The sequence below is a fragment of the Roseovarius sp. JB2-10 genome, assembly GCF_055693585.1.
The window spans coordinates 3,373,216-3,396,782 of record NZ_CM146337.1 but is presented as its reverse complement, the minus strand read 5'-3'; the positions used below and the strand labels follow the sequence as shown (position 1 = coordinate 3,396,782).

Genomic DNA, 23,567 nt, shown 5'->3' with positions numbered 1-23,567 from the left:
CAATTTCAGGGTTAATGCCCAAGGGACAGCCATGGCCGAGACCAGCGACACACCACGCAGTTTCCAAGAGATCATTTTGCGGCTTCAGGCCTACTGGGCCGCGCAGGGCTGTGCCGTGATGCAGCCTTACGACATGGAAGTGGGCGCGGGCACATTCCATCCGGCGACAACGCTGCGCTCTTTGGGGTCCAAACCCTGGGCTGCGGCCTATGTCCAGCCGTCGCGCCGTCCAACCGACGGGCGCTATGGTGACAGCCCCAACCGCTGGCAGCATTATTACCAGTATCAGGTGCTGATCAAACCCAGCCCGCCCGACCTGCAGGAAATCTACCTCGGCTCGCTGCGGGCAATTGGGATCGACATGGATCTGCATGATATCCGGTTTGTCGAAGATGACTGGGAAAGCCCCACCTTGGGCGCTTGGGGCCTTGGTTGGGAGGTCTGGTGCGACGGGATGGAGGTGAGCCAGTTCACCTATTTCCAGCAGGTTGGCGGGCATGATTGCCATCCGGTTTCGGGCGAGTTGACTTACGGGCTGGAACGGTTGGCGATGTATGTTCTGGGCTATGATGACGGCAACGAAATGCCCTTCAACGATCCCGGCGCGCCCATTCCGCTGACCTATGGTGATGTGTTCCGCGAGGCTGAGGCGCAATATGCCCGCTGGAATTTCGACGTGGCCGACACGGATATGTTGTTGCAGCATTTCCTGGATGCCGAGGCTGAATGTGACCGCATCCTGTCGCAGCCCGAAGATGACCCCAAGACCGGGCGCCGTATCGTCATGGCCTTGCCCGCCTATGATCAATGCATCAAGGCCAGCCACATCTTCAACCTGCTGGACGCGCGCGGGGTGATCTCGGTCACTGAGCGTCAGGCCTATATCGGTCGTGTCCGGGCGTTGGCCAAGAAATGCGCCGATGCGTTTGTGCAAACCGAGGCCGGGGGCGTCGCGGCGTGACCGGCAAAATCCTAGCGGGGGCGATCTTGATAACGGCATTGGTGGCCGGTGTGGCCATGTATTATTTGCAGGTCTATCACTTCTACGAAGAGGTGACCGCCACCGGCACCGATGACGTGCAGATGGTGTCTGTGGTCACGGGCGCGCCCGAACCGGTGCTTTATGACGGGTTCCGCGCGATTGACGCCACCAGCTCCCCCATTCGCTACCGCGCCTGTTTCACCACCACCATGACGACGGTGATGCTGACCGAAACCTATGAGCTTTATGACAAGGCCGAACCGCTGACAGCGCCGGACTGGTTTGACTGTTTCGACGCCGAAGCGCTGGGTGCCGCGCTTGAGGACGGCACGGCACTGGCCTTTCTGGGCCAAAAGGACGTGATCTATGGCATCGACCGGATTGTGGCCGTCACCGATGACGGCAAAGGATATGCCTGGCACCAGATCAACGAATGCGGCGAAGTTGTCTTTGATGGCAACCGCGCACCGGATCATTGCCCCGAACCACCGAATGGGTACTAACCACCATGCCTGATCTTCTGATCGAACTCTTTTCCGAAGAAATCCCCGCCCGCATGCAGGCGCGCGCGGCGCAGGATCTGCAAGCGCGCATGACCGACGGGCTGGTGGAGGCGGGGCTGACCTATGCTGGGGCGGCGGCGTTTTCGACACCGCGCCGGTTGACGCTGACGGTTCAGGGCCTGCTGGCCGAGAGCCCGACGGTTACCGAAGAGCGTAAGGGTCCGCGCACCGATGCGCCGGAAAAGGCCATCGAAGGGTTCCTGCGCGGGGCAGGAGTAACGCGCGACGACCTAGAAGTGCGCGATGAGAAAAAGGGCCAGGTTTATTTTGCCACCATCACCAAACCGGGCCGCCCGGCAGCGGAGATCGTGGCCGAGGTGCTGGAAGCGGTGATCCGCAATTTCCCCTGGCCCAAATCCATGCGCTGGGGGCGGGTAGCCTGCGTTGGGTGCGCCCGCTGCACTCGATCTTGTGTATCCTGACGGATGACGCGGGCGAGGCTGAGGCTGTGACGCTGGAGGTCGATGGCATAACGGCGGGCAACACGACGTGGGGTCATCGGTTTATGTTGCCAGATGCATTTTCTGTAGCGTCTTTCGAAGATTATCAGGCAAAGTTAAAGCGCGCCCACGTGGTGTTGGACCCGGCGGAGCGGGCGCAGGCGATCTGGCAGGATGCCACCAATCAGGCTTTTGCCGCCGGTCTGGAAGTGGTTGAGGACAAGGGGCTTTTGGCGGAGGTCTCCGGGCTGGTCGAATGGCCCGTGGTACTGATGGGCACGATTGATGAGGATTTCCTCGACCTGCCGCCTGAGGTGCTGCAAACCTCAATGAAAGAGCACCAGAAGTTTTTCTCGGTGCGCAACCCCAAGAGTGGCCGGATCGAGCGGTTCATCACCGTGGCCAATGTTGAAACTGCCGATAATGGCGCAACCATTCTTGCGGGGAACCAGAAGGTGCTGTCGGCCCGGCTGGCGGATGCGAAGTTCTTTTGGGAGAATGACCTGCGCACGGCGAAATCGGGCATGGAGACGTGGACCGAGAGCCTTGCCAATGTCACGTTCCACAACAAACTGGGCTCACAGGCCGAACGGATTGATCGCATCGCCGCATTGGCGCGGGAAATCGCCCCCGTGGTCGGCGCCGACCCTGATCTGGCCGAGCAGGCCGCAAAGGTGGCCAAGGCCGATCTCAGTTCTGAGATGGTCTATGAATTCCCTGAATTGCAGGGGTTGATGGGCCGCTATTATGCCGAGGCCGCCGGTTTGCCCGCGGAAGTGGCCGCCGCCTGCGAAGAACACTACTCGCCGCTTGGACCGTCTGATGACGTGCCCACCGCGCCGGTCTCTGTCGCTGTAGCGCTGGCCGACAAGCTCGACACGCTCACTGGGTTCTGGGCGATTGATGAAAAACCCACCGGGTCGAAGGATCCGTTTGCGCTGCGGCGGGCGGCGTTGGGGGTTATTCGTTTGGTTCTAGAAAACAAGCTGCGGTTTGATTTGGAATCGTTCCTTGTCGGCAAGATCGCGGCACCGGCTGTGCGTCATGATTTGGCAGAATTCATAGCAAAAAGGTTGGAACAAGCTCTAAAAAATGTAGGGGTACGCCACGACGTTATTGAGGCTTGTTTTTGGCATGCACCTAACTTGGTAACCGAAGCTACTGCTTTCTCTAAAGGCGTGGGTGCGCCTGATGTCTTGGATCGACCATTCGGGAATTACGATTTGTACCAAGTTGCGCAAAAAGCGACGGCATTAAGCGACTTCCTCAAGACCGATGACGGCGAGAACCTCCTGCAGGGCTTCAAGCGGGCCAACAATATCCTGACCCAGGCCGAGGAGAAGGACGGGGTCGAATATTCCTACGGCGCGGATGTGAAATTTGCCGAAACGGATGTGGAAAAGGCGCTCTTTGCCGCGCTGGATTCGGGTGAGCCGGCGATTGAAACCGCGCTCAAGGCCGAGGATTTTGCCGGGGCCATGGCCGCGATGGCCGCTCTGCGTGCGCCGATTGATGCGTTTTTCGAAGGCGTACAGGTGAATGCCGAGAATGACATCCTGCGCCGCAATCGCCTTAATCTGTTGTCACGCATTCGTCACATCGGGCTTCAGGCGGCGGACCTGACCCGCATCGAAGGCTAGGCGGGACCCGGTCGCCACACCGCGCAACGCCCATAAAACGTTGGGCTTGCCTTGTCGCCAATCCCGCCTATGCTGCACGAACAGCATGAGGATGCCGCAGTGCAGCAAAGCAACCCAGATATCACCCTGATCACGCCAGACGCGCCGATGGCGGCCGAGACCCATGGCGGACGGGCGAAGTGTCTACAGCGGCTTGTGCGGCTTGATCTGCCGGTGCCGCAAACGGTCGCGCTGTCGTTCAAGGCGGTGCACGGGATTGCGGCAGGTGATCTGCCTGATATGGCCGCCCTTCTGGCCCCGTTTGGCGATGCGCCGCTGCTCTGTGTACGGCCATCCTCGGAAGACCCGGATTGGGGTGGGCCGGGGGCGATTCTGAACATCGGCATGAATGATGCGCTTTATGTGCATCTGAGCGATGCCATCGGCAAATACCCAGCCTCGGCACTTTATCTGCGGTTTATTCAGTCCTATGCGATCCACGTGGCCCGTCTGGACCCGGATATTTTCGATGATGTCTCGGACGATCCGATTGAAGGCGTGGGGCAGGCCTTGAGGGCCTATACAGACGAAACCGATGAGGAATTTCCGCAGGACCCGGCGGTGCAACTCTCTGAAGTGCTGCGGTCGATGGCGCGGGCGTGGGAGGGCACAACCGCACGGCTTCTGCGTCAGGCCAAAGGCGCGCCCGCGGATGCGGGGTTGGGCCTGGTTGTGCAGGCGCTAGCCCTGGGTCTGGGCAAGGGGCAATGTGGCTCTGGCGTGATGCAATTGGTCAATAGCGACACGGGCGAGCGCAAGATCACCGGGCGGTATTTGCAGCAATCGCAGGGCCGTGAGGCGCTGACGGCAAACGGCGACGCGATCTATCTGACCCGTGATCCGCGCGGGCCGTCGCTTGAGGATGAAGCGCCGGATGCGTTTGAAGAATTGCGGCGGCATACGGATTTGATGCGTACGCGTCTGCGCGAAGAAATGCAGGCCGAATTTACCATTGAAGATGGCAAGGTCTATTTGCTGGACGGGGTGCGTGTGGCGCGCAATGCCAGGGCGGCGGTGGCCATTGCGGTTGAACTGGCCAATGACGGGATCATCCCACGCGAAGAAGCGTTGATGCGGGTTGAGCCGCGCGCTCTGAATGAACTTTTGCACCGTCAGGTCGATCCGGAGGCGGAACGGGACGTTTTGGCGCGCGGGATTGCAGCCAGCCCGGGGGCGGCGACAGGCGCGGTTGTGTTTGATGCGGCCGAGGCGCAGGCCTATGACGCGCGCGGCGAGGCGTGCATTCTGGTGCGCCGGGAGACCAGCCCCGAAGATATTCGCGGCATGCATGCGGCCGCGGCGGTGTTGACGGAACGCGGCGGGATCACCAGCCATGCGGCGGTGATCGGGCGCGGCATCGGCCTGCCTTGCGTGGTGGGCGCGTCTGACATCCGCTTCCAGCCGCGCAAGAAACAACTGATCTTTCCTGATGGCCGGGTGGTCAAGGCGGGAGAAAAGCTCACGCTTGATGGCACCCATGGCGATGTTCTGGCCGGGGAAACGCCGCTGTTGGAATCCACGCGGGATGACAGTTTCAAGCAGTTGATGACATGGGCCGACGATATCCGTGACATTGCCGTGCGGGCCAATGCCGATACGCCGGCGGATGCCGATCTGGCCAGCGGGTTCAAGGCGCAGGGCATTGGCCTTTGCCGGACGGAGCACATGTTCTTTGAGGATGACCGCCTGACGGTCATGCGGGAGATGATCTTTGCCGATAGCGGCGAGGACCGGGCCGCAGCACTGGAGCGGTTGTTGCCGATGCAACGGGCCGATTTCATCGAGCTCTTCCGGATCATGCAAGGCAAACCGGTTTGCATTCGCCTGTTGGACCCGCCATTGCACGAATTCCTGCCCAGTGACCGCACAGGTCACCTGCAGCTTGCCGAAGCGCTTGATCTGCCATTGTCGACGGTCACACGCCGCGTCGAGGCATTGGGCGAATACAACCCCATGTTGGGGATGCGCGGTGTGCGGCTCGGGATCACGGTGCCCGAAATCTACGATATGCAGGCCCGCGCCATTTTCGAAGCCGCCGTTGAGGCCAGTGCCAAGGGGCCTGACCCGATTATACCCGAGATCATGATCCCGCTTGTGTCAGCGCGCCGCGAGGTGGAAATTGTCAAAACCCGTATTGATGCCGCCGCCGTGGCGGTGCGCAACGAAACTGGTGAGGACTTTTCCTACAAGCTGGGTGTGATGGTCGAAACCCCGCGTGCCGCGCTGCGGGCCGGTGACATCGCCCCATTGGTCGAGTTTTTGAGCTTTGGCACCAATGATCTGACGCAAATGGCCTACGGGCTGTCGCGGGACGATGCGGGGCGGTTCATGTCTGACTACGTACAGCAGGATGTCTATCCCGAAGACCCGTTTCATACGCTGGATATCGACGGGGTGGGCGAGTTGTTGCAGATGGGATCAGAACGTGCGCGGGCTGCCAATCCGAATGTTGTGATGTCGATTTGTGGTGAACATGGCGGCAATCCCGAATCAATCGCGTTTTGCCGCGCGGCGGGTTTTGACTATGTTTCGTGCTCGTCTTTCCGCGTTCCGGTGGCGCGACTTGCTGCCGCACAGTTGGCCGTGATCGGCAAAATCGCGTAGCCAAAACCGCGTTTCGCGCAACAATGGCCATAATTTGGCCATAAATGCTTTCCGAAAATTACTCCACACGGATCAACCCCCTGCGCCGGGGTGGACGCAAGCGGCTGTTTTCAGTAAACGCCTCCAATGCCAAATGGGCGCCAAGCCCAAAGTGCACGGAGTGAAGTCGATGTTGAGAAGTTTTTTAGCCCTTTTTGTGGCAATGTCTTCGGCCGCCTATGCCGATACACCGTCGGGTCCGCTTGCGGATCCGTCCGTTACCCGCGTGTCGCACTATTCCGAAACCCGGTTGGCAACGTATTCCTATGTCCGCGACACCGAAATTGGCTACACCCGGGATTGGCTGGATGCGCAGCCTCTGGTCAAAGGTGATCAGGAATGGGCCTGTCTGGCGGAAGCACTTTACTTCGAAGCCCGCGGCGAAAGCGTCAAAGGGCAGTTTGCTGTCGCAGAGGTTATTCTGAACCGCGTCGACAGCCCGCGTTTTCCCGACACGGTTTGCGCCGTGATCAATCAGGGCACAGGTCGGAAATATGCGTGTCAGTTCACGTATACCTGTGATGGCCACAAAGAGATCATCAATGAGCCGCGCGCCTACAAGCGGGTTGGCAAAGTGGCCAAGATCATGGTGAACGGTGCGCCGCGCACATTGACCGATGGGGCAATGTTTTATCACACCCGCGCGGTCAACCCGCGGTGGTCGCGCAAATTCACTCGCACCACATCAATTGGTGAGCACCATTTTTACCGCGCCCCGACCCGCGTCTCTCTGAACTAGAGGTCGGGCTGTACCGGTCGCGGTTTCTGCCTTTCAGCACAATTTCAGTGGTCCATTTCCGCGCACCCGGCTTTCATTGGCCGTTCGCTGCGCTAAGATCAGGTCATGCCCTATGAATGGACCACCACTTCAGATTCTGCGCCGCACACGCGGTTGATGCTTTGGCCGTATCGGTCTTTGCCCCGGCGCGGGTTTGCGGCGTTCATTCTGGGCACGTTCACGATGATCACCATCCCGCTTTACCCGTTGCTGGGCACGGTGTTGCTCTGGGGGCTGCTGCCCTTTCTTTTGCTGGCAGTGGCGGGCGTGTGGTTTGCGCTGGAACGGTCCTACCGTGATGCTCGCATCAGCGAGGAGCTGACAATAGGCGAGACCGACGTGCACCTGATCCGCGTCAATCCCAAAGGCGATGAGCAGACATGGAAATGCAACCGGTATTGGGCCCGCATCGAGATGCATCCCAAGGGCGGGCCGGTTGAATATTACCTGACGCTGAAAGGTGGCGACCGGGACGTCGAAATCGGGGCGTTTTTGTCCGAAGATGAACGCAAAGCCTTGTTTGGCGAGATTACGGATGCCTTGCGTCCGGCGCAGGCCTCATAGTGGCGCACTGATTATTGGAGTGACTGCCCCGCCAATCAATGGCCGGGGCAGGGCGGTCAGCAGAGCTTTTCTTTGACCATCGGCCCCACGGACCCAAAATCCATCTGACCGGTATATTGTTCCTTCAGTGCGGCCATGATCTTGCCCATGTCGCGGATTGAACTGGCGCCAATGTCAGAGATCGCCTTGTCGATGGCCGATTTGACCTCTTCATCATCCATCTGCCGGGGCAGAAACTCTCCGATGATCGCGATTTCGCTGCGCTCCCGCTCCGCAAGGTCCAGCCGCCCGCCTTCTTCATAGGCCCGCACGCTTTCGTTGCGCTGCTTGGTCATCTTGCCGAGGATGGCAAGGATTTCCGCATCACCGATCTGGGTTTCATCGTCCCCGCCGCGCAGGGCAATCTCCTGATCTTTGATCGCTGCATTGATCAGCCGCAGCGTGGTCAAGCGCTCGGAATCCTTGTCCTTCATCGCTTGTTTCAATGCCGTGTTTACGCGTTCGCGCATGTCCATGCCGTTCCATCCCCATGGTTGGTCACAAGTATATGACACTATCCAAATCCTAAACCGCTGGCAACCGTATCGAACGCAACGTTAGGCCTTATTTTGCTGGTCCGTTTACAGGCATCTTGGGCCTTGACCCTTGCCGGGCACATCCGTAGTTTCGCGACAATTTGCACATCCGGAGATTCCGCCATGGCGCACGAACCGCTGCCTCACCCGACCGCTTGCTTGGCCCTCGCGGATGGGACGCTGTTTTATGGCCGCGGCTTTGGCGCCACGGGCGAAACCACCGCCGAGTTGTGCTTCAACACCGCCATGACCGGGTATCAGGAGATCATGACCGATCCGTCCTATGCGGGCCAGATCGTGACCTTCACCTTCCCCCATATCGGCAATACCGGCGTTAACCCTGATGATGATGAAACCGCGGATCCCGTGGCGGATGGTATGGTCGTCAAATGGGACCCGACAGAGCCAAGCAGTTGGCGGGCAACGGAAAACCTGTCGGACTGGCTGGCCCGGCGCGGCCGGATCGCCGTTGGTGGCATCGACACGCGTCGCCTGACCCGTGCCATTCGCCAGCAGGGCGCGCCCCATGTGGCGCTGGCCCACGATCCGGACGGCAATTTTGATGCGGCGGCGCTGGTCGCCAAGGCGCGCGCCTTTGCCGGTCTGGAAGGGATGGACCTGGCCAAGGAAGTGACCTGTGCGCAATCTTACCGGTGGGATGAGATGCGGTGGGCCTGGCCGGAAGGCTATTCCCGACAGAAAGCGCCCAAGCACAAGGTTGTGGCGCTGGATTACGGGGCCAAGCGCAACATTCTGCGGTGCCTGGCCAGTGCGGGCTGTGATGTGACGGTTCTTCCGGCCACCTCAACGGCTGAAGAGGTGCTGGCCCATGCGCCCGACGGCGTGTTTTTGTCCAACGGCCCCGGTGATCCGGCGGCCACGGGGAAATATGCCGTGCCGATGATACAGGACATTCTGGCACGGGATGTGCCGGTCTTCGGTATTTGTCTGGGCCATCAGATGCTGGCTTTGGCGCTTGGTGCCAAGACCATCAAAATGAACCACGGCCACCACGGCGCCAACCATCCGGTCAAGGAAATCGGAACCGGCAAAGTGGAAATCACATCGATGAACCACGGCTTTGCGGTCGATAGTCAGACCCTGCCAGAGGGCGTCGAGGAAACGCATGTCTCACTTTTTGACGGCTCGAACTGTGGCATCCGGCTGAAGGACAAACCGGTCTTTTCCGTTCAGCACCATCCAGAGGCCAGCCCGGGACCCCAGGACAGCTTTTACCTTTTTGAACGCTTTGCCGCGTCCATGGCCTGACGCGCACCCAGCTTTTTTGACGGTCGGTTAACCTATTGTTTACAAATCATTAACCCAGGTGAACGAAACTCATCGTCGAAGACGTCGGTAAGGAGTAGTCTATGGGTATTTCGGAACTGCGTCAGCTGGACTCGCAGGAACTGAAGATCGCCGGTCCGCATAATTCGCTGGAAAGTGATCTTGTGCAGGCCGGCGCGATATCGCAATCGGACGCCGCATTGGCGCAAATGGTGGCCCGACATTGCGATACCACGTTGGATCGTATTTTGCGGGCCGAAGGGCTGGCGTCGGAAGAAGACCTGCTGGAGGTGCATGCCTCGCGGCTGACCACCCAGTCCCTGACGGCGGAGGAGTTGGATCAAACCACGCCGCTTTCGGTGCCGACAGATGCCCGAACCCTCATAAAAAATGGCGTTTTACCGTTTTCCGACGCGCGGGGACGTGCCCATGTGGCGGTGGACAACCCCGACGCGTTTCGCGCGGCGGCCCCGGACCTGCCGATTGAGGTTGCCAGTGCCAAACTGGTGATCGGTCCGCGTGATGCGATCCAGCAAACCATTGCCAAGCGGCACCGCGACCCGCTGACCGAGGCCGCTCAGGCCCGCGTGCCGGTGATCGAAAGTTGCCGCACATGGAGCAACACTTTCGGCAAACGTCTGGCGATGACATTGTCGTTTCTGGCCCTGCTCGCGGGGCTGACATTGGCCTTCCCGACCATCGTTTTCGGGGGATTCGTTTTGTGGGCGGCGTTTACACTTATTGTTGCGGCCGTCTTAAAAACATCTGCCTTTGTCGCGAGCGTCACAGACCGTGATGAGGACGAAGAAGTTAACACCAGCCAGCAACGCCTGCCAAAAGTGTCCATTCTGGTGCCGCTTTTTCGAGAGACCGAGATCGCCCATGCGCTGATTGCGCGTCTGACGCGGCTGACTTACCCGAAATGCCTGCTCGACGTGATCCTGGTGATGGAAGAGGAAGACGAAACCACCCGCAAAACGCTGGCGGGCATCGATCTTCCGGCATGGATCCGGCCCGTGATCGTGCCGGATGGTTCGCCGCGCACCAAACCACGGGCGATGAATTATGCGCTGGATTTCTGTCAGGGTGACATTATTGGCATTTTTGACGCCGAAGATGCCCCGGATCCGGATCAGATCACCAAAGTGGCGCGCCGATTTCAGACGGCACCGCGTGATGTGGTATGCCTGCAGGGCATCCTCGATTATTACAATCCGCGGCAAAACTGGTTGGCGCGGTGCTTTACCATCGAATATGCAAGCTGGTTCCGGGTGATGCTACCGGGCCTGGCGCGGATGGGGTTTGCCATCCCGCTTGGTGGCACGACCCTCTATTTTCGCCGCGACGTTCTGGAAGAACTCGGAGGATGGGACGCGCATAACGTGACTGAAGACGCCGATTTGGGCTTCCGGCTGGCGCGCCATGGCTACAAGACCGAAATGATCAACACCGTGACCGAGGAGGAGGCGAATTGCCGACCCTGGCCGTGGATCAAGCAGCGCTCACGCTGGCTCAAGGGCTACATGACCACCTATCTGGTCCATATGCGGCGGCCCCGGCTGCTGTATAAACAGCTTGGCGGTTGGAAATTCTGGGGCTTTCAGGCGCATTTCGTGACGGCGTTGTCGCAGTTCGTTCTGGCCCCGTTTCTCTGGTCCTTCTGGCTTGTCCTGCTTGGGTATTCGCACCCGCTCGAGGCGGTCTTGCCGCGCGCGTCACTGGTGGTGTTCGGCAGCATCTTCCTGACGGTTGAGGTGCTCAACATCGCGATCCACCTGATCGCCGTTTCGGGGCGCAAACATAAACACCTGATGCCCTGGGCACCGACCATGCATTTCTATGCGCCACTGGGCGCCATCGCGGCCTACAAAGCCATTTATGAGCTTATTCTCAAACCGTTTTTCTGGGACAAGACCACCCATGGGCTGTCTCTGGCCGCGGTCGCGCCACCGCCGTCAGACGACAGCGTCGACTTCGCCGGAATCGAGTTTGAGCCGCGTCACGAACGCCTTTGAAATATGCGCCTTGAGCGCGGCGCCGGCGGCTTCCGGATTGCGTTCCGAGACCGCTGACACGATCAACTGATGCTCCGCGAGCGCGTCTTCCCCACGCCCCGTTGCCGCCAGTGACGTTGTTGCCATCAGCGCCATGGATTGATGTACAAGACCCAGTTGCTGCACCAAAAACCGGTTATGCGACGCCAGATGAATTTGCTTGTGAAACCGCCGGTTGGCCCGTGCCATGGCCGTGGGATCGCCAATCAGCTTGTGATCATCGTCAATCATGTCCTGCAATACGCGGATTTCTTCATCCGTCGCATGGCGTGCAGCCAGATTAGCGGCCAGCGCTTCGAGCTCGGCCCGCACCACGTAAAGCTCGGCCAACTGGTTGTGATCCAGAGACGAGACGATCAGGCTGCGCCCGTCGCGGGTCAGAAGCGACTGTGTCTCCAGCCGTTGCAATGCTTCGCGAATGGGGGTGCGGGACACGCCGAACTGATCCGCCAGATCGCTTTCGACCAGACGGTCACCGGGCTTGTAAGTGCCCATATCAATCGCTTCCAGGATCAGCGTATAGGCATCTTTTTGCGGCGTTTTCATTCGATTAATGTCCCTGTTCAAATCTTTCAGTGACCCTAGCCGCGCTTAGGGTCTGCAATCAAGCCTTGGTGATTGCACCAGTGCGCGGACGGTCGTAACGTGCGGCGCATGCCAAAACAGTATTTCACACATGTTGAGACCTGGGTTTTTGATCTGGACAACACGCTTTACCCGCCTCAGGCGCGGCTCTTCGACCAGATCGAGGTGAAGATGACGCAATATGTGATGGATACATTGGGCGTCGACCGGGACCGCGCAGATCATCTGCGCGACAAATACTGGCAAGAACACGGGACGACACTGGCCGGGTTGATGAATGAACACGGGCTGGATCCTGATCCTTACCTTGTGGCCGTACATGACATTTCGCTGGACCATCTGGAGCCTGATGCCGAGCTGAAAAGCCGCATTGATGCGCTGCCCGGTCGCAAGATCGTCTATACCAATGGCTGCGCGCCCTATGCCGAACGTGTGATCGCGCAGCGCGGACTGACGGCGGCGTTTGACGCGGTCTACGGCGTTGAAGATGCAGGGTTTTTGCCTAAACCGCAGCGGCAGGCCTTTGACCGGATTTTTGCCCGCGACAGGGTGGACCCGGCGCGCGCTGCGATGTTCGAAGATGAGCCGCGAAATCTGGAGGCGCCCCATGCGATGGGGATGCGGACCGTGCATGTCGCGCCCGAGCCGCAGAACCATGCGTTTGTCCACCACCACACCGATGATCTGAGCGGGTTTCTGGAGCGGCTGCTGTGACAGGCTGCCGCTTGGAAACCGCGCGTGTTTCGCCCTATCTCTGGTACAGGAGGGCGTCGGTATGACCAGCTTTGACTATGACATCGTGGTATCGGGCGGCGGCGTTGCGGGCCTGACTGCGGCTTGCGTTTTTGGTGCCGCAGGGTTTTCGGTTTTGTGTGTTGATCCCACGCCGCCGGTGACCGCCCGTGATGAGGCCGGTTCGGATCTGCGCACAACGGCGTTTTTGCAACCGGCGCAGGCCCTGCTGGACCGGGCCGGGCTTTGGGGGCAACTGGCCCCCTATGCGACTGAATTGCAGGTGATGCGCATAGTGGATGCCGGCGGACCTGATCCCGAGCCACGCCTGACCAAGGAATTCAAAGCATCGGACATTTCGGACCAGCCCTTTGGCTGGAACATTCCCAACTGGCTGATGCGTCGCGAACTGGTGGCTCGGGTGCAGGATTTGCCGAATGTGACGTTCCGGCCGGGGACGAGCACTGTGTCTTTGTTCACGCGTGAGGGTGAAGCGCGCGTGGGCCTTGATGATGGCACCCGGGTGCGGTGCAAGTTGGTTGTGGCCGCGGATGGGCGTCATTCCCCAATGCGCAAGGCAGCTGGAATAGACGTAAAAACAACGCGTTATGGGCAAAAGGCCCTGGCCTTTGCCGTCACGCATCCAATCCCGCATGGCAATGTATCGACGGAAATTCACCGCTCTGGTGGGCCTTTCACGCTGGTTCCTTTGCCGGATTATGACGGTCGGCCATCGTCGGCGATTGTCTGGATGGAAGAGGGCGCGGAAGTACAGCGTCTGGCGGCCTTGGACACTGCGGCGTTCGAGGCTGCGATGAATGAACGCTCCTGCCAGCTCTTTGGCCCGCTTTCATTGGCGTCGCGGCGCACCGTCTGGCCGGTGATCAGTCAGATCGCGTCGCATTACTATGCGGAGCGGGTGGCTTTGGTGGCGGAAGCCGCGCATGTGGTGCCACCGATTGGCGCGCAGGGCCTCAATATGTCTTTGGGTGACATGCGCGAATTGCTGGACCTGGCCGAGGCGGCACCGGACCGTTTGGGTGATCTCGCGATGTTGGAAACGTATCACCGCAAACGCCATGGCGACGTCAGCGTGCGCGTAACGGGGATCGATATGCTCAACCGCGCTTCAATGGTCAGCGCCCAGCCCCTGCGCGATGCTCGCGCCATGGGGCTGAACGCCATTTATTCACTAGCGCCAGTGCGAAAAACACTTATGCAACTTGGTCTTGGCGTACGACGTTAAAGTACTTTCCCAAACACGTCTTCCAACCGTTTAAGAGCGGCAGGCACGTCATACAGCTTGTCCAGACCAAAGAGGCCGAGGCGGAAAGTGCGGAACCCTTCGGGCTCATTGCACTGGAGCGGCACACCGGCGGCGATCTGCATCCCCTCGGCGGCAAATTTCTTGCCGTTCTGGATATCAGGGTCATCGGTATAGCTGACCACCACACCCGGCGCGCCAAACCCGTCGGTGGCCACGGATTTCACACCGCGGTCCGCCAGCATGGCACGTACGCCATTGCCCAATTCCCATTGCGCGTCGCGCAGTTTGTCGAAACCGAAATCGCGCGTCTCCAGCATTGTATCGCGGAAGGCGCGTAGTGCGTCCGTCGGCATGGTGGCGTGATAGGCATGGCCGCCGTTTTCATAGGCCTGCATGATCGAGTGCCATTTTTTGAGGTCGATGGCGAAGCTGTTGGAAGTGGTGCTCTCCATACGCTTCACCGCGCGGTCCGACATCATCACCAAACCGGCGGAGGGCGAGGCCGACCAGCCTTTTTGCGGCGCGGAAATCAGGACGTCGACGCCCGTGGCCTTCATATCGATCCACGCACAGCCCGACGCGATGCAATCGAGCACCATGATGGCCCCCACCTCATGCGCGGCGCTGGCCAATGCCGTCACATATTCATCAGGCAGGATGATCCCGGCGGAGGTTTCGACATGCGGGGCAAAGACCACATCGGGCTTTACCTCGCGGATTTTGGCGGTGACTTCGTCGATCGGGGCGGGTGCGAAGGGTTCGACATCGCCATTGCCGGTCTGGCGCGCCATGCACACCGTGGTGTCCGCGGTAAACTGGCCTGCATCAAAAATCTGCGTCCAGCGGAAGGAAAACCAGCCGTTTCGCACGATCAGCGCGTGCGCGTCCGCGCCGAACTGGCGGGCAACGGCCTCCATGCCGTAACTGCCGCCGCCGGGGATCAGGGCAACCGCATCGGCTTTGTAGACGTCCTTCAGCATGCCGGAAATGTCGTTCATCACCTGCTGAAAGCTGGCGGACATGTGGTTGAGCGAGCGGTCGGTGAAGACCACCGAGTATTCCAGCAATCCGTCGGGGTCGATATGATCAAGCAGGGCGGTCATCGGGTTCTCCTAATGGGCAGGCCAAATATGCGACCCGCATACCAGACTGCGCGCCAAGGGGCACCCCGAAAAGCCGCCAGTTCCTGCGGCGTTTTCGACAGGTTACCCGATTGGTCCCGGACAACGCTCTTCGCTTAGGAGAACGTTTGCCTCAACATCACCTACGCCCGGTAACATCATGATCTCGACGCCGTAAAATTCGTTCGAAATCAGAGATATCGCGGGCGACAATCCTCAGACGGTAATCGTAAACGCCAAGAATGTGTTCCACGGTTTGGACCTCGGGGATTGCTGTTACGGCACGTTCGAAATCCTCAAGGCTCACGCGGCCTTTGGTGGCCAGTTTCACGCCGAGAAAGACCGTAACGCCGAAGCCCAGTTTCTCGCGGTCAAGATCCAGGCGCTGTCCTTTGATGGCGCCTGTATCATAAAGCCTGCGAATGCGCCGCCAGGTGGCCGGTTGCGACAGGCCCAACGCGCGGCCAAGCGCGCTGGCCGATTGGGTGGCATCTTGCGTAAGCGCGCGCAGGATCAGGCGGTCGGTTGTATCAAGCTCGATCATAGGGGCAGGACCTCGTCCGATTTGATCCGGGCGACATGCATCAGCGCTTCAATATCCGCGATGTGGGGCAGGGTCAGGATCGCATCGCGATAGATCTGCTGGTAATGCGCCATGTCATGGGCGATCACCGAAAGACGCACGTCGACACGACCCAAAAAGGTTTGAATTTCAATCACATCCGGGACATCACGGGCCGCGGCGAGGAAGTCATCAAACGCCCGGGGTTGGGTTTTATCGAGGGTGATGCGCAGAGACACTTCGACCTCATACCCCAAAGCCCGCCAGTCAATCACGGCCCTGTTCGCGCGAATGATGCCTGCCGCGATCATCCGGTCCAGCCGTCTGGTGCATGTGGCGGGTGTCACGCCAGCATGCTCCGCCAGCTCTGCGGGTCCAAGCGCCGCGTCATGTTGGTAGTGTCGCAATATGCGCCGATCTGTGTCATCAAGCATGGAATTTTACCAAATTCATATTTCAACGAATGAATATGGCAAAAAATTCCAAAGATAAATGTGAAATGGCCGGAAAATCTTTGGTTGATCGGTAAATTAGCACCAAAGACAACCCAAAAGGAGAAAGTCATGCGCGTTTATTACGACCGCGATTGCGATATCAACCTGATCAAAGACAAGAAAGTAGCCATTCTGGGCTACGGTTCACAGGGCCACGCCCACGCGCTGAACCTGCGCGATTCCGGTGCGAAAAACCTTGTAGTCGCCCTGCGCGAGGGCTCGGGCAGCGCCAAGAAAGCCGAAGGCGAAGGCCTGAAGGTGATGGGCATCGCCGAGGCCGCCGCCTGGTGTGACGTCATCATGTTCACCATGCCCGATGAATTGCAGGCCGAAACCTACAAGAAATACGTGCATGACAACATCAAACCCGGTGCAGCGATTGCCTTTGCCCACGGTCTGAACGTGCATTTTGGCCTGATCGAGCCAAAAGAGGGCATCGACGTGATCATGATGGCGCCCAAGGGCCCAGGCCACACGGTGCGTGGCGAATATGTGAAGGGTGGCGGTGTGCCCTGCCTGGTCGCCGTTGATACAGATGCGTCGGGCAAGGCGCTGGAAATCGGCCTCAGCTATTGTTCGGCCATCGGTGGTGGGCGTTCTGGCGTGATTGAGACCAACTTCCGCGAAGAGTGCGAGACCGATCTTTTCGGCGAGCAGGCGGTTCTTTGTGGCGGTCTGGTTGAATTGATCCGCATGGGCTTTGAAACATTGGTCGAGGCCGGATACGCGCCTGAAATGGCCTATTTCGAGTGTCTGCATGAGGTGAAGCTGATCGTTGATCTGATCTACGAAGGCGGCATTGCCAACATGAACTATTCGATCTCGAACACGGCGGAATATGGCGAATATGTCAGCGGTCCGCGGGTTCTGCCCTATGAGCGGACCAAGAAAGAAATGAAGGCCATTCTGACCGACATTCAAAAAGGCAAATTCGTGCGTGACTTCATGCAGGAAAACGCCGTTGGCCAGCCATTCTTCAAGGGCACGCGCCGGATGAATGACGAGCATCAGATCGAAGAAGTTGGCCGCAAGCTGCGCGCTATGATGCCTTGGATTTCCGCGGGCAAACTGGTCGACCAGGAAAAGAACTGACAGCAGCCCGCCTGCCGGATGCGAATTGGATTGACCCCGGCCAATGGCTGGGGTCTTTACCGTTTGAAGGGGACATCATCACATGATCCAGATACGGCCCATCAATTGGCTCAAAATCGCATTTCTGGCGATGATCTGGGGCGCGTCCTTTATGTTTGTGACCATCGCTCTGACTGGTGTGGGGCCACTGACGCTGGTGGCGACGCGGCTGGCTTTGGGTGCTGTCTTTCTCGTGATCCTTTGTGTGGCGAGCGGCATTGGTCTGCCGTCGTTCAGCGGTGAAAACGGCGGCAAAATCTGGATCTTTGCCTTTATCATGGGCCTTTTTTCCAATGCGTTGCCGTTCACGCTTTTGTCCTGGGCACAGCTTTCTGTTGCGTCCGGTTTCGCGGGGGTGTGCATGGCGGTTGTCCCGCTTTTGGTGTTGCCGCTTGCGCATCTTTTTGTGCCGGGGGAGGTCATGTCGCTGCGCCGGTTGGTGGGCTTTCTGATCGGTACCGTTGGGGTGATCGTTCTGATTGGTCCAGATGCCTTCGCAACGACCGGTAACTATCTGGAATCATGGGCAAGACTGGCCTGCATCGGCGCGGCCAGCTGTTATGCGATCGGCTCGATTGCAACGCGCTTATGCCCGGAAGTAAACATGCTGTCCCTGTCGGCGGCGGCGCTTTTGATCGCCAGCTTTGTGACCGTGCCGCTGGCTTTGATCTATGAGGGTATACCGCAGGACGTGAACACCACGGCGCTGATTGCGCTCATCTATTTGGGCATTCTGCCCACGGGCGTGGCGCAATTGGTTCTGACGCAGGTGATCCGTGACGCGGGCCCCGTCTTCATGAGCCTTGTCAATTATCAGGTGCCGATCTGGTCTGTGGTTCTGGGTGTATTGGTCCTGTCGGAACCGCTGCCGCCCAGCATGTTGCTGGCGATGGCGTTGATCCTTGGCGGCGTGGCGTTGAGTCAGCTGGGGGCGTTGCGGCGCTTGATGGGGCGCGACAGCTAGGGAATTTGGCTGGTGATCCGCTAGCCGGTTTCGCCTTCGGTTGCTGCCCGCCAGAGCTTCAGCGCGGCGGCGGTTTCAGCCACATCGTGGACGCGCAACATCTGCACCCCCTGCGCTACCCCGGCCAGGGCCACGGCCAGTGAACCGGGCACGCGCTCGGACGCCTCAGATACGCCGCTGAGGTCGCCGATGAAGCGCTTGCGTGACGCGCCCAGCAAGACCGGGCATCCCAATCCATGGAACAGCGACAGGTTTTGCAAAAGGGTCAGATTGTGCCCGCGGGTCTTGCCAAAGCCGATGCCCGGATCGACAATGATCTGATCCCGGGCGATCCCTGCAGTCACCAGCGCCTCGACCCGTTCCGACAGCCAGTCATAGATATCAAGTGCCGCGTGGTCATATCGCGGATCATGCTGCATCGTTTCGGGCTTGCCTTGCGCATGCATAACGCAAACGGGCAGGGCATTGGCGGCGCAAAAGGGGGCAAGCGTGTCATCAAAAGTGAAGCCCGCCACGTCATTGACCAACGTGGCCCCGGCGGCGCATGCGGCCTCAGCCACCGGCGTTTTGCGGGTATCGATCGACACGGGGATGCGGGTTTCGGCGCGGATTGCGCCGATCACCGGGGCGGTGCGGGTGATTTCTTGCGCGACAGGGACAGGTTCGGCCCCCGGGCGGGTGGATTCGCCGCCCACATCGATCATGTCGGCCCCGGCGGCAATCATTGCCTTCGTGTGCGCAAGGGCCTCTTCCGGCGCGTTGTGTTGGCCGCCATCGGAGAAACTGTCGGGGGTGACGTTCAGGATGCCCATCAGCAGTGGGGCATCGAATTGGAGCCCGCAGATCGGTGCGCGCGGGGCGGTCAGCCGTTCGGCCACAGGGGCGGGCAGGCGGGAGGCGTGGATCAGGCGTGATGGCGCGTCCCGGTGCACTTCCTCAACTGTATCGAACCACGCCCATCCGCCCGCAAGCGGAACTGCGCCATCGGGGCGGACATGGTCAAAACGGGCGATGGGGCGGTAATAGGTCATGCGGTGCCCTTTGTACTCATGGCGTGTCGGTCCGTGCGCAGGTTGCCGGGGCCGGGAAGCGCACCTACAGGCCGGATTGGGCGATGTCTTGTATCAACACCGGCACGGGCGATTTTGAGGGTGGGCGTTCACCGATCAAGAGCAGGTCGGACGCCTCGATATGGCCGGAGAACCAGGCGGCCAGTGCCACCGGGTCGTTTGGCCCGACGGACGGCCCATCGACCGCGTCCAGCACGATCTTGGACGGGGCCCAAACGCTGATCTGGCCGTTTTTCATGGCCCAGTCGAGCTCAGTGCGCGTATCGACAACAACACAGCGGTCATCGCGGCCCGCCAGCACCCAGGCATTCTGTTCGATGGCCAGCAGGTCAACGCGCCGTTGGGTCATCTTGTGGCCGGTTTTGGGGCTGTCGACCTCGGGCAGACCTACGCAGAGGATCACGGGTTCGGCCCGGGCCTGCAGCTGATCCAGCCACGCGGTCAGGTTGGCGGATCCGATCGCGGTGTTTGTCAGAAAGACCACATGCGGATGCGGCGTGGTGTCAGTATGATGCGCGTTTGGCGTGGGGGTCAGATCATCGACGGACCGCACGATTTCAACGCCCAAGGCCCCCGGACCACGATCGAGCTTTTCGATCCGCACAAAGGTCCGGACGGCCTGTGGTTCCAGCAGGATGCGTTCGGCGATACGTTCAGCCAACGTCTCCAGCAGGTTCAGGCGCTCTTCGGCCAGTTCGGCGGCAATGGCCTCGGTCACGCGGTCATAGGACAGGATGCGATCCACGTCGTCGGCAACCGGATTGGACAGCGGGCGCACCTCGACCACAACGTTGAAGCAGATGCGCTGCGTGGTGCCGCGCTCGGCCTGAAACGCACCGATCTCAACCTCAACCGTATGGTCGCGCAGTGAAATACGGTCCAAAGGGCCATCCGGAGCCGTGGCATCCGCCCGCTCGGAAGGGTGTTCAAACGCCAGTCTGATTTCGTTTGTCATGGTGCCTTTTGCACTCCGCATTTAACGCCTTGCGGGGCTTAACACGGGCCGGGGCACGCGCGAAAGGAGTTTTCCGACAAGCGACAGGTTGCCTGCGTCGCTTTTTTGTAGCGCGGTGTTTCGACGTGGGGTCTAGTGGCGGGTGAGTAATTTGAACAATGGACGTATTTTGATGACGACACGACGCGCTGTTTTTTCGATGATCGGAGCATCGGCCCTATGGCCTGGACAGGTGGTGGGCCAATCTACCGAAAGTACTGAGATCAAGTGTTTTCTGAGCGAAGAAGCCGCACCCAGTTGGCGGGTGTATTCGCGCGTGACAAACCCGGCAAGCTTCAACAAGGGCACAGAGGCGCCGGTTGTTGACTGGACATTGCAGTCCCGGGCGCTCAGGCGCAGCTTTACCGATTTCAGGATCATCGAGATCGACAAACTGGTCGGTGGATCGATGGAGGTGGGCCAGGCGCAAGACGGCGTTTTATCGGTCAAGATTACCCTGCCGGCCATCAAGATCCTGTATGAGGGCGACAAATCCAGATCTGTCGGCGATGACTTCCTGTTGGGAAAGGTGGCGCATCTGGATTTCTATTTCGACGAAGCGACCGAGCCAGACGCGAGGCTTTCGGAGCTTACGTCAATCAGCAGCGCCGAAGTTCCGCGCATCAACAAGAATTTCCAACAGCAATTGCTGGCATCACGCCGACTGGGTCTGGCGTTTGTGATCAAGGATGTGGGCACGCTTGCCATGACGATCAGCACCGAGCATCTGGCAGCGGCTCTGCAGGCCGCGCCTGTTGCCGCGGAAAGGTATCGGGCATCGGTGGTCGAGGCGGGCAAGTGCAAGCCCGTCGGCGGATGCATGATGACCACGGCGGCGGTCGATATGCTGGGCCGTTCGGATGATTGTTTTGAACTGACCCAGATGCGCCGCCTGCGGGCGGCGTTTGTGCATGAAGAGGCTGTGCTTGAGGCCTACCTTGCAGCATCGCGCGCGATCCTGTCGCGTCCGCGCACGGGTGCGCTGACCCTGCGTTTGATGGCGTTTTACGGGGTTGTGGTGTGGCCTACGGCGCTTTTGACCCGTGTCGGCGCACTGTCAGCTGCGCGGCGGTGGTATCTGGGTGGGTTTGAGCGGTTCATGGGCCGCTTCGCCAAAAGCCCAGTAACGTGAACCCAAAAAGAAAAAGGCCCCTGAGATCAGGGGCCTTTTCATTATCTGTGATGCGGGCACTTAGTGCGCCGGCGATTTGTCCCATTCTTCCTGCTTGGGCAGGATTTCGAATGTGTGCTCCGGCGGAGGGGACGGCAACGTCCATTCCAGCGTATCGGCATATTCGTTCCACGGGTTGTTTTCCGTTACCCGTGCACCGCGTGTCAGTGTGTAGAGGATGACCCCGAAGAAGAACACAAACGACGCGAAGCTCATGAACGCCCCGATGGATGACCACCAGTTCCAGGGGGCAAAGGCCTCGGGGTAGTCGATGTAGCGGCGTGGCATGCCCTGACGGCCCAGGAAGTGCTGGGGGAAGAAAGTCAGGTTGGCGCCGATGAACATGGTCCAGAAGTGCAGCTTGCCTGCCCATTCAGGGTACATCCGTCCGGACATCTTGGGTAGGTAGAAATACATGCCTGCGAAGATCGCGAAGACGGCCCCAAGGCTCATCACATAGTGGAAGTGCGCCACCACGTAATAGGTGTCATGGTAAGCCCGGTCGATGCCGGCCTGGCTCAGTACGATGCCGGTAACACCACCCACGGTGAAGAGGAAGAGGAAGCCGAAGGCCCAGAGCATGGGCGTCTTGAACTCGATCGAGCCGCCCCACATCGTGGCAATCCAACTGAAAACCTTCACTCCTGTCGGTACCGCAATGACCATCGTGGCCAGCATGAAGTAGCTTTGCTGGGTCAGCGACATGCCAACGGTGTACATGTGGTGCGCCCAGACGACAAAGCCCAATGCCCCGATTGCGATCAGCGCCCAGACCATCGGCAGGTAGCCGAAGACGGGTTTGCGGCTGAACGTGGCGATCACGTGGCTGATGATGCCGAAGCCCGGCAGGATGATGATATACACCTCCGGGTGGCCGAAGAACCACAAGATGTGCTGGTAGAGGATCGGATCACCGCCGCCCGCAGGATCAAAGAAGGTGGTCCCGAAGTTGCGGTCTGTCAGCAGCATGGTAATGGCGCCCGCCAGAACCGGCAGCGACAGCAGAATGAGCCAGGCTGTGACGAAGATCGACCAGCTGAACAGAGGCACTTTGAAGAGCGTCATGCCCGGTGCGCGCATGTTCAGGAAGGTGGTGATCATGTTGATCGCACCCAGGATCGAGCTGGCGCCCGAGACGTGTACGGCAAAGATCGCCAGATCCATCGACATGCCTTGTTCGGTTGTCGAAAGCGGCGGGTAAAGCACCCAACCCACACCCGAGCCGAGTTGGCCGTTGCCACCCGGGCTCAGAAGCGAGGCAACGCCAAGCGATGTACCGGTCACATAAAGCCAAAAGCTGAGGTTGTTCATCCGCGGGAAGGCCATATCGGGCGCACCGATCTGGAGCGGCATGAAGTAGTTGCCGAAGCCCCCGAAGAGCGCCGGAATCACCACGAAGAACATCATCAGGACGCCGTGATAGGTGATCATCACGTTCCAGAGGTGCCCGTTCGGGGTACATTCGCCCGCGGCCGCCGCGATGAAACGCGCGCCTTCCAGACACATGTACTGAACGCCGGGTTCCATCAGTTCGAGGCGCATGTAAACGGTGAAGGCCACCGAGATCAGGCCGACAAAGGCCGAAACGATCAGGTAGAGAATACCGATATCTTTGTGGTTGGTAGACATGAACCAGCGCGTGAAGAAACTGCGCTCGTCATGGTGATCGTGGCCGTGAATGGCTGCATCTGCCATTGGTGCCTCCTGCTAGCTTATTGTGTGGCGCGCGCGACTCTTGAAATCACGGAGCCCTATTCCCATTTCCGTTGTAGTGTGCGTCTGCATGCGGGGCAATGTCCGAAATTGCCGCAGAGCGAACATTTTGTCGCATCTTCTGAGCCAATCAGGAGAATTTGGCCAAGGTCTTCCTGTTATTAATAAATGTTACCTGTTGAGCCGGGGTTTTTCCGG

The 23,567-nt window shown here is 59.5% G+C and carries 19 protein-coding genes and 2 pseudogenes; 13 read left to right on the top strand and 8 right to left on the bottom strand.

Annotation, left to right across the window (positions count from 1 at the left end; translation table 11 throughout):
- Positions 1–31 precede the first annotated feature (31 nt).
- From ACZ1HJ_RS16925 to ACZ1HJ_RS16900, 6 genes and pseudogenes are all read left to right on the top strand, one after another.
- The gene (locus ACZ1HJ_RS16925; RefSeq protein WP_472719808.1) at positions 32–961 is read left to right on the top strand and encodes a glycine--tRNA ligase subunit alpha; all 930 of its coding nucleotides are present in this window, start codon (positions 32–34) and stop codon (positions 959–961) included.
- Positions 958–1,485: a DUF6446 family protein gene (locus ACZ1HJ_RS16920; RefSeq protein WP_472719807.1), complete on the top strand. Its 528-nt coding sequence runs from the start codon at positions 958–960 to the stop codon at positions 1,483–1,485. The genes ACZ1HJ_RS16925 and ACZ1HJ_RS16920 overlap by 4 nt, the downstream gene beginning before the upstream one ends.
- A gap of 5 nt (positions 1,486–1,490) precedes the next feature.
- Positions 1,491–3,625, top strand: a pseudogene (gene glyS, locus ACZ1HJ_RS16915) (glycine--tRNA ligase subunit beta).
- 69 nt (positions 3,626–3,694) lie between these two features.
- Positions 3,695–6,268, top strand: a complete 2,574-nt coding sequence (locus ACZ1HJ_RS16910) for a putative PEP-binding protein (protein WP_472719806.1) — start codon at positions 3,695–3,697, stop codon at positions 6,266–6,268.
- A gap of 169 nt (positions 6,269–6,437) precedes the next feature.
- The gene (locus ACZ1HJ_RS16905; protein ID WP_472719805.1) at positions 6,438–7,046 is read left to right on the top strand and encodes a cell wall hydrolase; all 609 of its coding nucleotides are present in this window, start codon (positions 6,438–6,440) and stop codon (positions 7,044–7,046) included.
- 105 nt (positions 7,047–7,151) lie between these two features.
- Entirely contained in the window at positions 7,152–7,649 is a 498-nt protein-coding gene (locus ACZ1HJ_RS16900; protein ID WP_472719804.1) for a DUF2244 domain-containing protein, read from the top strand.
- Between the two features lie 56 nt (positions 7,650–7,705).
- Here ACZ1HJ_RS16900 and ACZ1HJ_RS16895 read toward each other — a convergent pair whose 3' ends face one another.
- On the bottom strand, positions 7,706–8,164 hold the full coding sequence (locus ACZ1HJ_RS16895; RefSeq protein WP_472719803.1) for a GatB/YqeY domain-containing protein: 459 nt from the start codon (positions 8,162–8,164) through the stop codon (positions 7,706–7,708).
- A 183-nt stretch (positions 8,165–8,347) separates the two neighbouring features.
- Between ACZ1HJ_RS16895 and carA the strand changes: the two genes are divergently transcribed.
- On the top strand, positions 8,348–9,493 hold the full coding sequence (gene carA, locus ACZ1HJ_RS16890; protein WP_472719802.1) for a glutamine-hydrolyzing carbamoyl-phosphate synthase small subunit: 1,146 nt from the start codon (positions 8,348–8,350) through the stop codon (positions 9,491–9,493).
- 101 nt (positions 9,494–9,594) lie between these two features.
- Entirely contained in the window at positions 9,595–11,526 is a 1,932-nt protein-coding gene (locus ACZ1HJ_RS16885) for a glycosyltransferase (protein WP_472719801.1), read from the top strand.
- On the opposite strand, the gene ACZ1HJ_RS16880 is transcribed toward ACZ1HJ_RS16885, so the two are convergent.
- On the bottom strand, positions 11,467–12,111 hold the full coding sequence (locus ACZ1HJ_RS16880; RefSeq protein ID WP_472719800.1) for a GntR family transcriptional regulator: 645 nt from the start codon (positions 12,109–12,111) through the stop codon (positions 11,467–11,469). The genes ACZ1HJ_RS16885 and ACZ1HJ_RS16880 overlap by 60 nt on opposite strands.
- 108 nt (positions 12,112–12,219) lie before the next feature.
- Here ACZ1HJ_RS16880 and ACZ1HJ_RS16875 point away from each other — a divergent pair, with 108 nt between their 5' ends.
- A complete protein-coding gene (locus ACZ1HJ_RS16875) occupies positions 12,220–12,864 on the top strand; it encodes a pyrimidine 5'-nucleotidase (protein WP_472719799.1) in 645 nt (214 codons plus the stop codon).
- A gap of 61 nt (positions 12,865–12,925) precedes the next feature.
- Positions 12,926–14,128: a UbiH/UbiF family hydroxylase gene (locus tag ACZ1HJ_RS16870; protein ID WP_472719798.1), complete on the top strand. Its 1,203-nt coding sequence runs from the start codon at positions 12,926–12,928 to the stop codon at positions 14,126–14,128.
- On the opposite strand, the gene ACZ1HJ_RS16865 is transcribed toward ACZ1HJ_RS16870, so the two are convergent.
- The 3 genes and pseudogenes from ACZ1HJ_RS16865 to ACZ1HJ_RS16855 all read right to left on the bottom strand — a co-directional run bounded on the left by ACZ1HJ_RS16865 (position 14,125) and on the right by ACZ1HJ_RS16855 (position 16,266).
- Complete coding sequence (locus ACZ1HJ_RS16865; protein ID WP_472719797.1) at positions 14,125–15,252, bottom strand: aminotransferase class V-fold PLP-dependent enzyme; 1,128 nt, start codon at positions 15,250–15,252, stop codon at positions 14,125–14,127. The genes ACZ1HJ_RS16870 and ACZ1HJ_RS16865 overlap by 4 nt on opposite strands.
- A 102-nt stretch (positions 15,253–15,354) precedes the next feature.
- Positions 15,355–15,814 (bottom strand): annotated as a pseudogene (locus ACZ1HJ_RS16860) (Lrp/AsnC family transcriptional regulator).
- Positions 15,811–16,266 carry an Lrp/AsnC family transcriptional regulator gene (locus tag ACZ1HJ_RS16855; RefSeq protein WP_472719796.1) on the bottom strand — a complete coding sequence of 152 codons (456 nt, stop codon included), beginning with the start codon at positions 16,264–16,266 and terminating at the stop codon, positions 15,811–15,813. Before ACZ1HJ_RS16855 ends, ACZ1HJ_RS16860 begins: the two are co-directional and overlap by 4 nt.
- 129 nt (positions 16,267–16,395) lie before the next feature.
- Between ACZ1HJ_RS16855 and ilvC the strand changes: the two genes are divergently transcribed.
- Both ilvC and ACZ1HJ_RS16845 read left to right on the top strand, forming a co-directional pair.
- Positions 16,396–17,418: a ketol-acid reductoisomerase gene (gene ilvC, locus ACZ1HJ_RS16850; protein WP_472719795.1), complete on the top strand. Its 1,023-nt coding sequence runs from the start codon at positions 16,396–16,398 to the stop codon at positions 17,416–17,418.
- An 82-nt stretch (positions 17,419–17,500) separates the two neighbouring features.
- Positions 17,501–18,421, top strand: coding sequence for a DMT family transporter (locus ACZ1HJ_RS16845; RefSeq protein ID WP_472719794.1), 921 nt, complete (start codon positions 17,501–17,503; stop codon positions 18,419–18,421).
- A 20-nt stretch (positions 18,422–18,441) separates the two neighbouring features.
- Here the strand turns inward: ACZ1HJ_RS16845 and folP are convergent, their stop codons facing one another.
- Both folP and ACZ1HJ_RS16835 read right to left on the bottom strand, forming a co-directional pair.
- On the bottom strand, positions 18,442–19,452 hold the full coding sequence (gene folP / locus ACZ1HJ_RS16840; protein ID WP_472719793.1) for a dihydropteroate synthase: 1,011 nt from the start codon (positions 19,450–19,452) through the stop codon (positions 18,442–18,444).
- Positions 19,453–19,516: 64 nt separating this feature from the next.
- Positions 19,517–20,446 carry a dihydroneopterin aldolase gene (locus ACZ1HJ_RS16835; protein WP_472719792.1) on the bottom strand — a complete coding sequence of 310 codons (930 nt, stop codon included), beginning with the start codon at positions 20,444–20,446 and terminating at the stop codon, positions 19,517–19,519.
- Between the two features lie 172 nt (positions 20,447–20,618).
- On the opposite strand from ACZ1HJ_RS16835, the gene ACZ1HJ_RS16830 reads away from it, so the two are divergent.
- Positions 20,619–21,617, top strand: coding sequence for a hypothetical protein (locus ACZ1HJ_RS16830; protein WP_472719791.1), 999 nt, complete (start codon positions 20,619–20,621; stop codon positions 21,615–21,617).
- A 60-nt stretch (positions 21,618–21,677) separates the two neighbouring features.
- Here the strand turns inward: ACZ1HJ_RS16830 and ctaD are convergent, their stop codons facing one another.
- Positions 21,678–23,351 carry a cytochrome c oxidase subunit I gene (ctaD, locus tag ACZ1HJ_RS16825; protein ID WP_472719790.1) on the bottom strand — a complete coding sequence of 558 codons (1,674 nt, stop codon included), beginning with the start codon at positions 23,349–23,351 and terminating at the stop codon, positions 21,678–21,680.
- Positions 23,352–23,567 lie beyond the last annotated feature (216 nt).

Coding starts and splice junctions, on each gene's coding strand:
- ACZ1HJ_RS16830 (WP_472719791.1), top strand. CDS start 20,619: ATGACGACACGACGCGCTGTTTTTTCGATGATCGGAGCATCGGCCCTA.
- ACZ1HJ_RS16835 (WP_472719792.1), bottom strand. CDS start 20,446: ATGACAAACGAAATCAGACTGGCGTTTGAACACCCTTCCGAGCGGGCG.
- ACZ1HJ_RS16845 (WP_472719794.1), top strand. CDS start 17,501: ATGATCCAGATACGGCCCATCAATTGGCTCAAAATCGCATTTCTGGCG.
- ACZ1HJ_RS16880 (WP_472719800.1), bottom strand. CDS start 12,111: ATGAAAACGCCGCAAAAAGATGCCTATACGCTGATCCTGGAAGCGATT.
- ACZ1HJ_RS16875 (WP_472719799.1), top strand. CDS start 12,220: ATGCCAAAACAGTATTTCACACATGTTGAGACCTGGGTTTTTGATCTG.
- carA (WP_472719802.1), top strand. CDS start 8,348: ATGGCGCACGAACCGCTGCCTCACCCGACCGCTTGCTTGGCCCTCGCG.
- ACZ1HJ_RS16865 (WP_472719797.1), bottom strand. CDS start 15,252: ATGACCGCCCTGCTTGATCATATCGACCCCGACGGATTGCTGGAATAC.
- ACZ1HJ_RS16925 (WP_472719808.1), top strand. CDS start 32: ATGGCCGAGACCAGCGACACACCACGCAGTTTCCAAGAGATCATTTTG.
- ilvC (WP_472719795.1), top strand. CDS start 16,396: ATGCGCGTTTATTACGACCGCGATTGCGATATCAACCTGATCAAAGAC.
- folP (WP_472719793.1), bottom strand. CDS start 19,452: ATGACCTATTACCGCCCCATCGCCCGTTTTGACCATGTCCGCCCCGAT.
- ACZ1HJ_RS16895 (WP_472719803.1), bottom strand. CDS start 8,164: ATGGACATGCGCGAACGCGTAAACACGGCATTGAAACAAGCGATGAAG.
- ACZ1HJ_RS16900 (WP_472719804.1), top strand. CDS start 7,152: ATGCCCTATGAATGGACCACCACTTCAGATTCTGCGCCGCACACGCGG.
- ACZ1HJ_RS16885 (WP_472719801.1), top strand. CDS start 9,595: ATGGGTATTTCGGAACTGCGTCAGCTGGACTCGCAGGAACTGAAGATC.
- ACZ1HJ_RS16870 (WP_472719798.1), top strand. CDS start 12,926: ATGACCAGCTTTGACTATGACATCGTGGTATCGGGCGGCGGCGTTGCG.
- ctaD (WP_472719790.1), bottom strand. CDS start 23,351: ATGGCAGATGCAGCCATTCACGGCCACGATCACCATGACGAGCGCAGT.
- ACZ1HJ_RS16910 (WP_472719806.1), top strand. CDS start 3,695: ATGCTGCACGAACAGCATGAGGATGCCGCAGTGCAGCAAAGCAACCCA.
- ACZ1HJ_RS16855 (WP_472719796.1), bottom strand. CDS start 16,266: ATGCTTGATGACACAGATCGGCGCATATTGCGACACTACCAACATGAC.
- ACZ1HJ_RS16905 (WP_472719805.1), top strand. CDS start 6,438: ATGTTGAGAAGTTTTTTAGCCCTTTTTGTGGCAATGTCTTCGGCCGCC.